Source organism: Cerasicoccus maritimus (assembly GCA_031296935.1).
Classification (GTDB): Bacteria; Verrucomicrobiota; Verrucomicrobiia; order Opitutales; family Cerasicoccaceae; genus Cerasicoccus; species Cerasicoccus maritimus.
Window position 1 is genome coordinate 55,682 of sequence record JAVDPD010000008.1, and the last position, 14,909, is coordinate 70,590.

General features: G+C 58.1%; 10 protein-coding genes. 4 read left to right on the forward strand and 6 right to left on the reverse strand.

What is annotated here, in order from left to right; all coding sequences use genetic code 11:
* Window positions 1-41 precede the first annotated feature (41 nt).
* The 5 genes from RBB62_RS07185 to RBB62_RS07205 all read right to left on the reverse strand — a co-directional run bounded on the left by RBB62_RS07185 (window position 42) and on the right by RBB62_RS07205 (window position 8,803).
* Window positions 42-1,532 carry a glutamate synthase subunit beta gene (locus tag RBB62_RS07185; RefSeq protein WP_309398057.1) on the reverse strand — a complete coding sequence of 497 codons (1,491 nt, stop codon included), beginning with the start codon at window positions 1,530-1,532 and terminating at the stop codon, window positions 42-44.
* Between the two features lie 96 nt (window positions 1,533-1,628).
* The gene (gene gltB / locus RBB62_RS07190; protein ID WP_309398058.1) at window positions 1,629-6,293 is read right to left on the reverse strand and encodes a glutamate synthase large subunit; all 4,665 of its coding nucleotides are present in this window, start codon (window positions 6,291-6,293) and stop codon (window positions 1,629-1,631) included.
* 256 nt (window positions 6,294-6,549) lie between these two features.
* Window positions 6,550-7,371 (reverse strand): hypothetical protein, encoded by an 822-nt coding sequence (locus tag RBB62_RS07195; protein WP_309398059.1) that lies wholly within the window; start codon window positions 7,369-7,371, stop codon window positions 6,550-6,552.
* Between the two features lie 59 nt (window positions 7,372-7,430).
* Window positions 7,431-8,414, reverse strand: coding sequence for a type II secretion system F family protein (locus RBB62_RS07200; protein ID WP_309398060.1), 984 nt, complete (start codon window positions 8,412-8,414; stop codon window positions 7,431-7,433).
* A 23-nt stretch (window positions 8,415-8,437) separates the two neighbouring features.
* Window positions 8,438-8,803 (reverse strand): tetratricopeptide repeat protein, encoded by a 366-nt coding sequence (locus RBB62_RS07205; RefSeq protein WP_309398061.1) that lies wholly within the window; start codon window positions 8,801-8,803, stop codon window positions 8,438-8,440.
* Window positions 8,804-8,952: 149 nt separating this feature from the next.
* On the opposite strand from RBB62_RS07205, the gene RBB62_RS07210 reads away from it, so the two are divergent.
* Together RBB62_RS07210 and aat are read left to right on the forward strand one after the other, a co-directional pair.
* On the forward strand, window positions 8,953-11,037 hold the full coding sequence (locus RBB62_RS07210; RefSeq protein WP_309398063.1) for a S1 family peptidase: 2,085 nt from the start codon (window positions 8,953-8,955) through the stop codon (window positions 11,035-11,037).
* Between the two features lie 70 nt (window positions 11,038-11,107).
* The gene (gene aat, locus RBB62_RS07215; protein ID WP_309398064.1) at window positions 11,108-11,767 is read left to right on the forward strand and encodes a leucyl/phenylalanyl-tRNA--protein transferase; all 660 of its coding nucleotides are present in this window, start codon (window positions 11,108-11,110) and stop codon (window positions 11,765-11,767) included.
* 264 nt (window positions 11,768-12,031) lie between these two features.
* Here the strand turns inward: aat and RBB62_RS07220 are convergent, their stop codons facing one another.
* Window positions 12,032-12,880 carry a prephenate dehydrogenase gene (locus RBB62_RS07220; RefSeq protein WP_309398065.1) on the reverse strand — a complete coding sequence of 283 codons (849 nt, stop codon included), beginning with the start codon at window positions 12,878-12,880 and terminating at the stop codon, window positions 12,032-12,034.
* A 109-nt stretch (window positions 12,881-12,989) separates the two neighbouring features.
* Here RBB62_RS07220 and RBB62_RS07225 point away from each other — a divergent pair, with 109 nt between their 5' ends.
* Together RBB62_RS07225 and RBB62_RS07230 are read left to right on the forward strand one after the other, a co-directional pair.
* Window positions 12,990-14,726: a formylglycine-generating enzyme family protein gene (locus RBB62_RS07225; RefSeq protein WP_309398066.1), complete on the forward strand. Its 1,737-nt coding sequence runs from the start codon at window positions 12,990-12,992 to the stop codon at window positions 14,724-14,726.
* Entirely contained in the window at window positions 14,723-14,863 is a 141-nt protein-coding gene (locus RBB62_RS07230; protein ID WP_309398067.1) for a hypothetical protein, read from the forward strand. The genes RBB62_RS07225 and RBB62_RS07230 overlap by 4 nt, the downstream gene beginning before the upstream one ends.
* The last annotated feature ends 46 nt before the right edge of the window (window positions 14,864-14,909 follow it).

Below are 14,909 nucleotides of genomic sequence, written 5' to 3' on the forward strand. Positions count from 1 at the left end.
GCCCGAAGACAACGCCGCTTGGTAAAACTGTATTCGCCAGCTTAGGGCAGGGTGGTGACGCCCATCAGGTAGCGATCGACTTCGCGGGCGGCGCCGCGGCCTTCGTTGATCGCCCAGACAACGAGGCTCTGTCCACGACGGCAGTCACCGGCGGCAAAGACGCCCTCGACGTTGGTCGTGTAAACTTCGTGGTCGGCCTTGATGTTCGAGCGCGGATCGGTATCGAGACCGAGCTGCTCGACAACGGTTTGCTCCGGCCCGAGGAAGCCCATAGCGAGGGTCGCCAGCTGCGCCGGAATGGTGCGACGGGTGTCTTCAAGCTTCTTCGGCGCAAAGCGGCCTTGTTCGTCCTTGACCCACTCGATGTTGACGATGTTCAGGCCGGCGAGGTTGCCGTTGCCGTCGTCGACAAAGTTTTCCGTCATCACGAGGTACTCGCGCGGATCTTCGCCCTGAAGCGCCTTGGCTTCTTCCTGGCCGTAGTCCATGCGGTAAATCTTGGGCCATTCCGGCCAGGGGTTGTCGTCCTGACGCTCTTCCGGAGGACGCGGCATGATCTCAAGCTGGATCACGCTCTTGGCGCCGTGGCGGATGGAGGTGCCGACGCAGTCAGTGCCGGTGTCGCCACCGCCGATGACGACGACGTCCTTGCCCTCAGCATTGATCTCCGGCAGCGAGCCGTCGAAGTTGTGGTCTAGCTGGTGCTTGGTGTTGCCGGTCAGAAACTCCATCGCGAAGTAAACGCCGTTGAGGTCGCGGCCCGGGATCGGCAGGTCACGCGGCTTGGTGGCACCGGTGGTGAATAGCACGGCGTCGAAGTCCTTCTGGAGCTGGGTCGCAGTGATGTCCTTGCCGATTTCGGTGTTGGTCTTGAAGGTCACGCCTTCTTCCGTCATCAGCTTAACGCGGCGGAGAACGACTTCCTCCTTGTCGAGCTTCATGTTCGGAATGCCATACATCAGCAGGCCGCCAATGCGGTCAGCGCGCTCGAAGACGGTCACGTTGTGTCCAGCCTGATTGAGCTGGTCAGCGGCGGCGAGGCCAGCAGGGCCGGAGCCGACGACGGCGACAGTCTTGCCGGTGCGCGTCTCGGGCGGGTTCGGGGTCATCCAACCTTTTTCCCAGCCGGTGTCGATGATGGCGCACTCGATGTTCTTGATGGTCACGGGCGGCTCGATCACGCCGAGCACGCAGGAGCCTTCGCACGGGGCGGGGCACACACGGCCAGTAAACTCGGGGAAGTTGTTGGTCTTCGACAGACGCTCCAGCGCCTCCTTCCAACGGCCACGGTAAACGAGGTCATTCCACTCGGGAATGAGGTTGTTTACGGGGCAGCCGCTGGCCATGCCCGACACGAGGTGTCCGGTGTGGCAGAAGGGGGTGCCGCAGTCCATGCAACGCGAGCCCTGCGACTTGATGTCTGCTTCCTCGGGATGCACTTTGAACTCTTTCCAGTTCTTAATGCGCTCCGTCGGCGCGATCTCGCTCACGGTCTTGCGTTCGACTTCCAGGAATCCGGTTGGTTTACCCATAATTAATACAATTCAAAATTCAAAAGGATAAATGCAAAAACAAACGATCATTCAGTCGGGTTTTAGCATTTTGAATTTATAATTTTGCCTTTCCGATTAGTTTCCGCCGACGCGGGAGAGGTCGTTCATGTTTGCTTCGAATGCCGCCATGGCTGCTTCGTCGCCCGAGAGGCCTTGCTCTTCCACCTTTTTGAAGGCGTTGAGCATGCGCTCGTAGTCGGCCGGTAGCACCTTGATGAACTTCGAGCTGACTTCGCTCCAGTTATCGAGGATTTCCTGGCCGCGAGGCGAGTTGGTGTATTCCACGTGCTTGGCGATCTCGGCGCGGACGGACTCGATTTCTGAGTCGCCGCATTCGATCAGCTCGTAGACATTGACCATGCTCGCATTGAGGTTGGTGCGGAAGTCGCCATCGATGTCGTAGACGTAAGCCACGCCGCCGGACATGCCTGCTGCGAAGTTACGGCCTGTCTTGCCGAGGCAGATTACCTGACCACCGGTCATGTATTCGCAACCGTGGTCACCCACGCCTTCAACGACGGTGTGGACACCGGAGTTGCGGACGCAGAAACGTTCGCCAGCGATGCCGTTGATGTAAGCCTTGCCTTCGGTGGCGCCGTAGAATGCGACGTTGCCGACGATGATGTTTTCCTCGGGCTTGAACTCGGAACCCTTCGGCGGGTAAACGATGATCTTTGCGCCGGAAACGCCCTTGCCGATGTAGTCATTGGCGTCGCCTTCGAGCTCAAAGGTCATGCCCTTGGGGCAGAACGCGCCCAGCGACTGACCCGCGCTGCCTTGGAAGTGCAGGTGGATCGTGTCATCGGGAAGGCCAGCGGAACCGTAGCGACGGGTCAACTCTGAGCCGGTGATGGTGCCCACTACGCGGTTGATGTTGATGATTGGCAGGGTCAGTTTGACCTTGTCACCCTTGTCAAGCGCGGGCTTGCAGAGCGTGAGCAGGTGGGTGTTGTCCAGGGCCTTGTCGAGGCCGTGGTCCTGATCCTTGCTACAGTAGGTGCCGACGGTGTCATCGACATCCGGCTTGTGGAAGATGCTGGTCAGGTCGACGCCCTTGGCTTTCCAGTGGTTGACGGCCTTGGCGGTGTCCAGAGCCTCAACGTGGCCAACCATCTCATTGACGGTGCGGAAGCCCAGCTCGGCCATGATCTCGCGCATTTCCATGGCGATGAACTTCATGAAGTTGACTGTGTGTTCAGGCTTGCCGGTGAACTTCTTGCGCAGTCGTGGGTCTTGTGTGGCGACGCCGACCGGGCAGGTGTTTTTTTGACAAACACGCATCATGAGGCAGCCCATGGTGACGAGCGGAGCGGTGGCAAAACCGTATTCTTCCGCGCCGAGCAGCGTTGCAATGGCAACATCGCGACCGGTCTTGAGCTGGCCGTCGGTCTCGACGATCACGCGGCTGCGCAGGTCGTTGAGCAGAAGGATTTGGTTGGTTTCAGCCAAGCCAAGTTCCCACGGAGCGCCGGCATTGTAGATCGAAGAGGTCGGGGACGCGCCCGTGCCGCCGTCGTGACCGGCGATCAGGATGACGTCCGCATGGCCCTTGGCCACACCCGAGGCAATCGTGCCGACGCCGACTTCCGCCACCAGCTTCACGTTGACGCGGGCATTGACGTTGGCGTTCTTCAGGTCGTGGACGAGTTCCGCGAGGTCCTCAATCGAGTAAATATCGTGGTGCGGAGGCGGGGAGACGAGGCCGACACCCGGAGTCGAGTGGCGAACCTTGGCCACCCACGGGTAAACCTTGGAGCCTGGCAGCTCGCCGCCTTCACCCGGCTTTGCACCTTGGGAAACCTTGATCTGCAGTTCGTCGGAGTTGACCAGGTATTCGCTGGTCACGCCAAAGCGGCCCGAGGCAACCTGCTTGATCGCCGAGCGCTTGCTGTCGCCATTGGGCATCGGCTTGAAGCGTTCCGGGTCTTCGCCGCCTTCACCGGTGTTGGACTTGCCGCCCACACGGTTCATGGCGATGGCGAGCGTCTCGTGCGCTTCCTGCGAAATGGAGCCATAGGACATCGCGCCGGTCTTGAAGCGCTTCATGATGGCTTCGATCGGCTCAACTTCTTCCAGCGGGATCGACTTGCGGTCCTTGAACTTCATGAGGCCGCGCAGCGTGGCGAGGTTCTCACTCTGGTCGTTCACGAGGCGTGAGTATTCCTTGAAGGTCTCGTAATTGCCGGTGCGGACAGCCTTTTGCAGCGTGTGAATGGTCTTCGGGTTGAAGAGGTGATATTCACCTTCGCGGCGCCACTGATACATGCCGCCCGGGTCCAGCGCGATTTCGGAGTCGTCGATGTGGCGATCCGGGAATGCCTTGTTGTGGCGGCGGAGGGTTTCCTCTGTGATCGCCTCAATGTCCGAGCCTTCAATGCGGGTTGCAGTGCCAGTGAAGTACTTGCTGATGACGTCGCTGGTCAGGCCGATGGCCTCGAAGATCTGTGCACCGCGGTAGGATGCGACGGTCGAGATGCCCATCTTGGCCATCGTCTTAACGACACCCTTGATCGAGCCCTTCAGGTAGTTGTAAATCGCCTTGTCGAGCTCCATGTCGAGCATGTCGTCTTCGATCATCTTGTGGAGCGATTCGAAGGCCATATACGGGTTGATCGCGTCAGCGCCGTAGCCGAGGAGGGTGGCAAAGTGGTGAACTTCGCGCGCTTCGCCGGATTCCAGGATGATGGAAGCGCGTGTGCGGGTGCCCTTACGGACCAAGTGGTGGTGCAAGCCGCCCATGATGAGCAGGGTCGGGATCGCGGCTTTGTCCTTGCTGACGTTGCGGTCCGAAATGATCAGCACATTGATGCCCTTTTTGATCGCGGCATCGGCTTCCTTGCAGACGGCGGCAATTGCCTTTTCGAGGCCGGCGCCGCCCTTGTTGGTCGGAAACAGAGCGTCAATCGTGGTCGACTTAAAGCCGTCTGCTTCGATCTCGCGCAGTTTGGCGAGGTCGTTGTTGTCGATCAGCGGGGAGGCCAGGCGCACCATGCGGCAGGACTTCGGGCCGGGTTCGAGGAGGTTGCCCTCGGAGCCGATGAAGGTGTCTGTCGCGGTGACGAGCTCTTCGCGGATACAGTCAAGCGCCGGGTTGGTCACCTGGGCGAAGATCTGCTTGAAGTAAGAGTAGAGGTGCTTCGACTTGTTCGAGAGCACGGCCAACGGGGTGTCGTTGCCCATCGAACCAATCGGCTGCACGCCCTTTTCGGCTGTCGGCCCAAGCACGAAGCGCAGGTCCTCGTAAGTGTAGCCGAAAGCGTGCTGACGCTGGAGAATGCCGTCTGCCTTGGGGCACTTGGCTTCCTTCGGCTCGGGTAAGTCGGTCACCTGAATGCGGTTTTCCTTGAGCCACTCGCCATAGGGGTTCGCATTGTAAACGCGCTCCTTGACTTCGTTGTCCGGGATGATGCGGCCTTCCTTCATGTCCACGAGGAACATGCGGCCCGGCTGCAAGCGGCCCTTCTTGACCACCGTCAGCGGATCGAGATCCGGGATAACGCCCACTTCAGACGCCATGATGACAAGGTCGTCCTTGGTGACGTAGTAACGGCTCGGACGCAGACCATTGCGGTCGAGCGATGCGCCAATCTGGTAGCCATCGGAGAAAGTAATCGAGGCCGGGCCGTCCCACGGCTCCATCAGGCAGGCGTGGAATTCGTAGAATGCCTTTTTGGCTTCGTTCATCGATTCATGACGCTCCCAAGGCTCGGGAATCATCATCATCATGGCGTGGGTCAGGTCGTAACCGCCCAAGTGCATGAATTCCAACACGTTGTCGAGGCGAGCGGAGTCGGAGCCGTCTTCGTTAATGACGGGGAATACCTTCTCGATGTCCTTGAATACCTTGGACTTGCACAGCTTTTGGCGGGCCTTCATCCAGTTGACATTGCCCATGACCGTGTTGATTTCACCGTTGTGGGCGATGAAACGGTTCGGGTGGGCGCGCGGCCAGCTCGGGAAGGTGTTGGTCGAGAAGCGGGTGTGCATCAGGGCCAGCGCCGACTCGAAGTCCGGATCGTGGAAATCTTCGAAGTATTCGGAGAGCTGGCACGGGGTGAGCATGCCCTTGTAGACCATGGTGCGGCCGGAGAGGCTCGTCACGTAAATGTATTCGCTGCCGGGGAATGTGCTGGACTTGGTGCCGTGGACGTTGCCGTAGCTTTCCAGCATTTCATTGTTCTTGATGGCGTTGACCGCGCGGCGGCGGATCACGTAAAGCTTGCGCTCCCAATCGAGGTCGTCGGTGATGGACTCATCGCGGCCAATGAAGATCTGCTTCATGCAGGGTTCGTAGCTGCCGGAAATCTTGCCGAGGATCTCGCTTTTGACCGGCACCGTGCGCCAGCCGAGGAACTTTTGGCCTTCTTCGGCAACGACCGATTCAAAGACTTCCATCGCCGAATCGCGCTCACTGGCGTTAGGGGACATGAAAACGATGCCCGCGCCGTATTGGCCTTCGGGGGGGAGGTCCACGCCTTTTTCCGCCATCGCCTTGCGGAGGAACTTGTCCGGCATCTGGATGAAAATACCCGCGCCATCACCTGTGTCCGGCTCAGCGCCAGCGCCGCCACGGTGATCCATGTGGGTATTCATCGTGAGCGTTTTTAAGATGATGTCATGCGAGCGTTTGCCCTTCAAGTGGGCAATAAAGCCAACGCCGCAGGAATCGTGTTCCTGCTGCGGGTTCCAGAGGCCTTGTGGTTCAGGCCAGCCTAGCGGTGTCTTTGGCGCGTCAGACATAAAGCGATGCGTATATATTATAAGATTAGAGTTCAGCTATATGAAGCAGGGCATGTGCCCGCGGAGTCCTGCAACTAATTGATTCATGCGGCGGACCGCAGGTCAACCTCAGGAAAGCATTAGCATGTGTGCAGAGTGTCCCATAATGGGGAGCGTCAGAAATTTGGGTGCATTCTGTTAAAATGCAAAAACTTTTTCGGTTTGAGAATTAGTCTCACTCATTTGGAGCGTCAAAATGGCGCATGTGGGCAGTGGATTATTGCTTTTCAAGCTCTACTAGGTGGTCCCAGCGTTTCACGAAGGTATGGTTGTAACCAGTAGCGGCGGGTGTACGACTCATGCTGGAAAGAAAACCGCTGTCGGGTTCGCCTCTTATGGATACATCGATCCAATCTTCGCCTCGTTGCTCAGAATATTTCACCTCAACATAGCGGGTTTGGGTCAGCTCCCAAAAGGGACGCCCATAGAGCTTTGCCACGAAATCAGCCTGCTCTTCGTCCATGTATTGACGTGATTTGGCCAGAAATGCGTCTGACAGTTCACTGGACATGGGCGGAATTTCAATGCTGACGCCGCCATTTTCCATTTCAGTCGTAATCGCATTTGCCTGCTCCCAGTTCCGCACGTCGTGCAGTAATTGCTTTCGGTCGCTTTCGAGCTGTTCGTAGGCCTCGGCGTCGATGCCCGAAACGATGAGCAACGTATCGGTTAGCTGGAGGTCATCGCGGCTGATTGGTTTAATATTTACGCCTTGAAACTGCCAGTCGTCCATTGCCTCGCGAAACCACTCATATGCGCGCTTGCCGGCGTCGGCCTGCTTGAGCTCTTTTTCCAACTGTTGGCGCAGGCGTGTTTCCTCGGCAAGCTGGTCGCGCAGCAGGCGGTTTTGCGCTTCTAAAGCAGTGGTCGCGGCGTCATTGGTTGGCGCAGGCTGCATCAGCTCCGCGGTGGGCAGGGCTTCTGGGGACAGCTTTTCAGCTGGCTCAGTTTGAGCTCCGCCAGAGCGGCCTACCCAAAATCCGGCCACAAACAGGGCTGCGGCCAGAGATATCATCGTAATCGTAGGCAGTGGCTTCATTGCCATGAATCATGATGCGTTGTCCGCAATCATGACAAGCGCGGAATGCAGTATCTCCGCTACTGTTCCATGAAGCCCGTCATGCCCTTCAGGTAACCCGCGTAGAAGGTCACGATCGCGTAGACGATAATTCCGGCAATGACCATAAACATGATCGCCGGGTAGAAAATGCTGGCGAAGGTCATGGCGTTGTTGGCACCCTGCTGGTATTGCTGCCCCAGGACGACGAGGTTTTTCTCCAGCTGGCCGGTTTTTTCGCCCGTGGTGTAGAGTGATCGGAAGTCCTGCGGGAAACACCGGTGCTTGTGCAGGTGCTCAGACGGCGTGGCGCCGTCGTCAATGAGCTTGCGCATGGCCACGCCCGCGCGCTTGAACTTGCTTTGGTGGGTGACGAGGCCCGAGGCGGCCCAAGCTTTGCCAATCGGCGTGCCAGCCTCCAGGAACGCCGCCAGCGCGTAGGAAAAGTCCGCTAAGGCCTGATTCTTGGCATGGCCGCTGAACCCCGGGAGAAACTTCGCCAACAGCGGCAGGATGGGGCTGTCCAGCTTGGCCAAGATCGCCAGAATCGCAAGGCTACCCCACAGCGAGCCCTCGATGATCGCTACACGCATGAAATACTCGGCGTTGATCACGTCGCTCAGACTGCTGACGCCCTTTTCGAAATCGATGCCCAGCATGACCGGGATGATCAGCCCCGCAAAGGTCAACATGCCCACGGGATAAAGCCCGCCGAGGATGAGCTTCATTTTGGCGGCGCCCATGCGGGTGTGCTGGTCGCCCAGGGTGCGCAGGGTCTGCGGCAGGCGGCCACTTTGTGCGGCAGCCGACCAAAAATACCGGTCCTTCTTGGGCAGCCAGCTGGGCGCTTGCTTGAGCATGTCGTCCACGTCCATGCCCGCCTGCAAGTTGCTCGACATCAGGCGTCGCCCATGCGCCGGCGCGCCAAGGCAGGTATCGAGAGCCGCAGGCAAAGAAACGCCGCTTTCCAGGCTTTGCGCCAACTGGAGATACCAGGATGCGAGCTTCTTGTGCGAAAGGGACATGGCGGAACTAGTTGATTAGGCAATCAATCCTCGTCCGGCTCCTGAAGCTGCTGCTTCCAGCCGAGCATGCGGGCCTGTGCGCCGAAGTGTTCGGCGGTGGGCTTGTCGCCGAGCTCCATGTGGATGCGCGACAGTGACGTATTAATATGAATGTCGCTGCCGTTCACGCGGAATGCCTGCTCGGCGGCCTGTAGCGCTTCACGGAATTCGCGCATCGAGAAATAGACCTCGGTCATGGCATGCCAGGCGTCGAAGGAGTCGCGGTCGAGCTCGACAGCTTGCTTGAGCTTGGCGAGCGCCGCGTCGTTGTCGCCCATAGTGTAGTCGAAGGTGGCGTCTTCCACGAGGGTGGTCACGTCGGTCTTCGGCGAGTCAGGTTGTTCAGCCATAAGATTGAGCAAAGCAGATTTAGTTCATTGGGCAATAGGGAAGGCGGTCTATTTAATAAACCCATCGAATTTGAGTGTGATTAAATGCTTCGCGTTAAAGTAATGCGTTGACCTTAGTGATTGCACGTAAGACACCCTATGGCATGCGAATGAAGTCTGCTTGCCTGGTGGTGTTAGTGGTGTGGTTGCTGGGGTCATCGTTTGGATGGGCCGAGACCGAGTATGCGCGTCCAGTTAAAGATTTTAATGTGGGCTACGGCACCACGCCATTAACGCTCAAGCTGTATCCCGCCACGGTCCTTGAAGCGGCGCAACTGACCGATGATTCGCTATTTGCCACCGTGGGCGACGATCCGCGGATTTTTAAGCTGAGCCGCAAAGGCCCGGATGGGCGCACGCTTTTTCGCCAAAAGAACGATCACTGGCAACCGCTGGAGCTTCAGCATGTGGAGATCAATCAGGCCTGGATGGTCTTCCTCGCCAGGAAAGGCTATCGCGTGGCAGAGCAATCGGGCGACGTGCTGGCCTTGGATTATGCCATCGGTGAGCAAACTGTACGCGTGAAGCTGCCCGCGAAGTATTTTAACGTGATGACGGCGACTGAAATTGCTCAAGCTCAACAAGCGAAGCGGACGCCGGCAACCAAGCCCAAGCCGGCAGCGCCATCCACTTTGGTGCCTGCAAAGACCGCTCACGCTGCGCAATCAAACTTCACCGGTACGCTGGCTGAGCGACGCCAGGCGAAGGCTGTACAGGAGCTGCGCGAGTATTTGCTCTTCGTGAAGCCCAACCCGAAGAAATTTCGCGTTACCACCCAGGCTGAAGAGGCCACCTGCATCGTGCAGACTGCCGATGGGGCAGGCTCCGGATTTCTCGCGATGGACGGTGACCACGTCTATTTATACACGAACATTCATTTGCTGCCGAGTCGGGGCAAAATCAGCGCGCAATTGGTCCGTGGGGCCAGGGTAACGCTCGGCCCGCTGGAGATTGCGCAAGACCGGGATCTGGCCCGCTTCCTCGTGAGCAATACCAACCTGCCCGTGTTGAAGCTCGCGCAGCGAGCGACGATGAATGGGGCGGTGACGGCGTATGGCAATAGCTCAGGCGGCAATGTGGTAACGAGTGAATCCGGGCGCGTTTTGGGGGTCGGTCCGCAGGAGGTGGAGATTTCCTGCGAGGTAGTGCCAGGCAACAGCGGCGGCCCGGTCGTGAATGCGAAAGGCGAAGTCGTCGGCGTCGTCTCGCATGGTAAAGTGGGGGCGACGAATCGCATGAGCCAGGGCACGCGCTACGCGGAGGCCCGGCGCTTTGCGGCATCGGTCATGGGTGAGATTCCGTGGGAGGTTGCGTCGCTGGAAAACTTCGCCAGCTACCAACAAGAGCTGGCGCAGAGTAAACGCGAGTTGGAGGAATGGCGTGCACTCAGCGATACCATGAGTGGCGATTGGAATCGCAAACTCAACGAGAAATACTTCCAGACCGCCGCGCTGAAGCGTTGGGTGGCCGCGCACAATGCGCTCGTTGATCGGGCGCGGCAAGGGCAGGTGAGTGACTTAGGGAGCGCCATTCGCGCCCGAGGGCAATCGCTGGCCACGGTGGTGGATGCGCGCGCTCGCTTTTACCGAAACTACCAACTCGTGCCGGAGAATCGCTTTTTGCGTGATGAATTTAAGGAGCAGGCGAGCAGCATAGCGGCGTTTAAAGGCATTGAAAGTCGATACAGGGCGCTGGATTATCATCTGCCGACGCGCACTGCCCAATCAACTTACCGTGCGCCGACAACAACCACAACGACACGTACGACGCCGACGACGACAAGAACGACGACTACGACGCGAACGCAGGCCACGCCAGAGGGCCCGCTGGACGCCTTTTTCAGCCCTCGCAAGTCGGAGTTCGTGAAGCTCAACGGGGAAGGGCGCTGCCTACTGGTCTGCCAGCCCAAGTATGGGACGGGTCTGCTACAGCTTGTCTTTACCGCGAGGCAGGGGAATCCCACGATCCAGCTGGATGCGTATCGGGACGGCCAGCCTTACCCGGATTTCTACGCCCTCATCGCACACGACAAAGAGGTATCCACGAGCCGCTCTGTCCAGCTCAAGCAGCTGATCGCGTTTGCCAAAGCTTACCGCCAGGATGTGGAAATCAGCTCCAACGGAAAGCACACGCGCGGGTTCCTCGTCAACGCCGACCGCTGCTTGCTTGAGCTGGTGGATTACATCCGCAGCTAGGTTGCGTAGGCTAAGGAGATGTTAAAGTCCGGGCTGGCAAATTTAGCCTACGTGGCGCAAGGTGTGCTTGATGTCTGAATCGCCGCCAGGGTCGATCTTTCCGAATCCGCGACATGCGCCGCGGGAGGCACCGCTGGGGATGGGGGCTGAGCTGTCGGTGGAGATTTTGCAGGATGCTTATCGGCATGGGATTTTTCCATGGTACTCGCCGGGGCAGCCAATTCTGTGGTGGAGCCCGGACCCGCGTTTCGTGCTGCGGCCGAGCGAACTGAAGATCCCGCGGAGCCTGTCGAAGGAAATGCGCAAACCGCATTGGGAAGTGACCTACGACCAAGCCTTTGCCCAGGTGATCCGTGCCTGCGCTGCCTCGCCGCGCCCGGGGCAGCACGGCACCTGGATCACCTGCGAAATGGTCACTGGCTACGAGGCCATGCACGCGGCGGGGCTCGCCCACAGCGCGGAATGCTGGGTCAACGGTGAGCTGGTGGGCGGCTGCTATGGCATCGCAATCGGAGCGATGTTTGCCGGCGAGTCGATGTTTTACCGCAAGGCGGACGCCAGCAAGGTGGCGTTTGCCAATCTGGCCCTGCGCCTGCGTGACCGCGGTTTCCGCTTCATCGATTGCCAGCAGCACACGGATCACCTCGCTCGCTTCGGGGCCACGGATTGGCGACGTGATGATTTCCTCGACGAGCTCGCCATCGCCGTCGCCGAACCAAGCCGTTGGTAGAAGCCTGTGCCGGTTGCCTATCTATTATAGACGTAGTTTCGCCGCTCGAAATGTGGCTTTTTATGGATGAACGCGTTAAGTCGCCGAGGCAAAGTTTGCTTTAGATTCCATGAGATGGTCCCCGAATCGCCCAAAAAGTGCATAAAAGTATTGGTTTTTGGGCGGTTGAAGGCATAAAAAATCCCGCAAGCAGCTAAACTAGAGCAGTTTGCGGGATTTTTGATGAAATTTGCCCCAAGGGCACCTTGTTTTCTGCCGAAAAAGCTATTTTATACGCAGCCGGTCGCGGTATTCCTTGGCATGTTCGAGCTGATTGAGGACCTCGAAAAATTGTTCATTATAAAGGGCGCTGCGCAGGCGTTGGAGTTCGCGTTCGAAGCCATCGAGCGAGCGAATGATCTCTTCCTTGTTGTGAGTAACGATGGCCTTCCACATCGCGGGGTCGCCTGAAGCAACGCGGGTGGTGTCGCGCAGGCCGCCACCCGCAAAGTTGCCCCAAGTCTGGTCCTGCGTGGCCAGGTAGTTGCAAAGCGTGGTGGCGAGGAGGTGGGGCAGGTGACTGATGTGGGCCACGATCTCGTCGTGCTTTTCGGGGGAAGTGGTGGCGACTTCCATGCCGAGCTCGCGCCAGAGGCGAACTGTTTTTTCGACCATATCGGCGGGGGTGTCGGTCAGGGGGGTCACGAAGCAGGCACGTCCGGGGAAAAGCTTGGGGCAGGCGTGCTTGAGGCCCGACTTCTCGGAGCCGGTCATTGGGTGGGAGCCGACAAAATGCCAGTCTCCGCCGATGGCTCGGGCGTCCCGGCAGATCAGGCTCTTGGTGCTGCCGACATCGGTAACCAGTGCGCCGGGCGCCAAATGAGGGGCAATGTCTTTGAGCAGCGGGACGATGTGCTCGACGGGCGGGCAGAGCACCACGAGGTCGGAGTCGGCGACTGCCTCAGCGGCAGTGGGGAAGACGGCATCGCACCAGTCCTGGTCGGTGCACTCCAGACGGGTCTCGGCGCGGCGTGCCCAGGCTACGGTGCGTTGGGCCAAGCCAGATTGCTTGAGCGCCATGAGCAAGGATGCTCCAAGCAGGCCGGGGGCTAAAATGGTCGCTTGTTGAAACATGCCGACCGAGCATTTGTCCTAGTTGGCCGAAGGCGAGCCCGAATTGCCGTCATTTGCCGGGATTTTGCTGGCCAAGCGATGCATCCTGACCCAAATAGATAGATTTTTCATGTCCAGAAACCGCAGTTTTTTATATCGATTCCGCTTACCCCTGAAACTCTTCGGCGTGATCATCTTGACCGGAGTTTGTCTGACCGGCGCTTTTTACCTGACCAAACTCGGGCCGGGCAAGGTGGACCGAGGCAATGTCTACATGGAGTTCGATGAAGTCGAAGGCAACAAGCTCCTGGAACTGAGTCAGCAGAAAGAAGAGTATTTCCGCAATCGGGCCGAGCAACGCGCGCCGACCGAGGAAGATTACGCCGCCCTCGATGAGGCCATTAAAGCGCTCAGCGACTATCTGGACATGCGCGGTGGCCATCACACCAGCACCTCGGAGCGACGTGAAGAATTATACGCCTTACGCGATAATTACCGTGGCAAGGTCCTCTATGAAGAAAGTCTGTTGCTGGAAGATCAATGTGAGGGTTTCGAAGAAAGCGGACAATTTGACGAGGCATTGAAGGCCATCAGTCGAGCAACTTTCCTCCAGCGCAAGCTGAACGAGACTTACGACCGCTCGCCCAACAACGATAAGCGCCGCGTGACCCGCCTCCAGCGCAAGGTGGATCAGCTCACTGCGAAGCCGCTTTATGAAGACTCTGTTCAGGCTGAGGATGACGCCAAACAAGCACTGGCGGCAGAGGATTTTGACCGCGCAAAATTATTTTACCAACGGGCAATCGAGCTGCAAACTGACCTGAATATGCGCTTCCGCGGCCTGCAATTTGCCAACGTTCAGCGTGTCACGGCTCTGGAGCAAGAGCTATCGAGCCTGGAATCCAGTGATTTGTACGAGCGCATTGGCGACTACAGGGCAGCAGCGGAGGAAGCGGAGGCGAAGGAGGATTACGCCGCCGCCGCAGAGGCCTACCAGAATGCCTTTCGCCTTCAACGTGAGCTCAACCGTGAATTCCCGCAAAGCCGCTTTGCTGGCGCGCTAGTGGCTGATGAGTTGCAGGGGCTGCGCGAAAACGCCCTGAGCCGCAATCTGGGTGATGGCATCCTTGAGGAAATGCAACGTTTGGATGAAGCTTTGCGCGAGCGCACTGCCTGGCGTGCAATTGAGATTATCCGCGCGCTGTATCCGAAGGTGCAGCAGTTCACCGAGCAGTTCCCGCGCAGTACGATTTTAGGAGAAGATGCCTTGCTAAAAATGCAGTATCTATCGGCCATCGAGGATGATATTGGCTTTTTGCAAGACCGCATCTACGGACAACTGCTGTCGATCGAAGGCAATGAGGACTGGCGGATGCTTCGCACTGAAGTTTCCCAGGCGCTTTATATGAGTGTAATGCTGAAGGCGAACCCCAGTCGCCATGTTGGTGACTTGTTGCCCGTTGATTCGTGTAACTGGGATGAGGCCAAGGACTTCTGTCAGCGGGTAAGTTGGATTTTAGGCCACGATGTGCGCCTGCCAAACGAAGATGAATTCTACGCCGCAATTGGCAGCCTGCGCTACGTTAACCTACGAGAAGTATCCTGGAATCTGGAAAACGCGGATGGCGTGACGCACGAAATTGGTAAGCTCAAACCGAACGGGCAAGGGTTCTGTGATTTGCTGGGCAATGTCGCGGAGTGGCTGGAGAGTGGCGCGCTGCCTGGAGAAGGAGAGGCATACATTGGTGGAGGCTCTGTCGAAACTCCCATTGACATTCTGATCGATGTGCCCGTGGAAATCAGTAACCGGCGCATGCGAAACCGCTTTGCAGGTTTTCGATTTGTGGTATACTTGCCGAATTTATGAAATCGAACGAGGAAGAGCCCCAGCAGGAGTTTACACCTGAAGAATTGGCCAAGGCCGAACGAGCGACATGGATACTCTATGGTGTCATGGCGGTGTTCATCGTCGCGCCTTTCGTGACAGCATGGATCATTAGGTAATTTGACCAAGACTGCTTGCCAGTGAGGCAGAAGTTCATTTATTATG

What these genes read in the sequence shown, in the direction of transcription:
- RBB62_RS07185 (WP_309398057.1), bottom strand. Translation starts at nt 1,532, where the DNA reads ATGGGTAAACCAACCGGATTCCTGGAAGTCGAACGCAAGACCGTGAGC.
- gltB (WP_309398058.1), bottom strand. Translation starts at nt 6,293, where the DNA reads ATGTCTGACGCGCCAAAGACACCGCTAGGCTGGCCTGAACCACAAGGC.
- RBB62_RS07195 (WP_309398059.1), bottom strand. Translation starts at nt 7,371, where the DNA reads ATGAAGCCACTGCCTACGATTACGATGATATCTCTGGCCGCAGCCCTG.
- RBB62_RS07200 (WP_309398060.1), bottom strand. Translation starts at nt 8,414, where the DNA reads ATGTCCCTTTCGCACAAGAAGCTCGCATCCTGGTATCTCCAGTTGGCG.
- RBB62_RS07205 (WP_309398061.1), bottom strand. Translation starts at nt 8,803, where the DNA reads ATGGCTGAACAACCTGACTCGCCGAAGACCGACGTGACCACCCTCGTG.
- RBB62_RS07210 (WP_309398063.1), top strand. Translation starts at nt 8,953, where the DNA reads ATGAAGTCTGCTTGCCTGGTGGTGTTAGTGGTGTGGTTGCTGGGGTCA.
- aat (WP_309398064.1), top strand. Translation starts at nt 11,108, where the DNA reads ATGTCTGAATCGCCGCCAGGGTCGATCTTTCCGAATCCGCGACATGCG.
- RBB62_RS07220 (WP_309398065.1), bottom strand. Translation starts at nt 12,880, where the DNA reads ATGTTTCAACAAGCGACCATTTTAGCCCCCGGCCTGCTTGGAGCATCC.
- RBB62_RS07225 (WP_309398066.1), top strand. Translation starts at nt 12,990, where the DNA reads ATGTCCAGAAACCGCAGTTTTTTATATCGATTCCGCTTACCCCTGAAA.
- RBB62_RS07230 (WP_309398067.1), top strand. Translation starts at nt 14,723, where the DNA reads ATGAAATCGAACGAGGAAGAGCCCCAGCAGGAGTTTACACCTGAAGAA.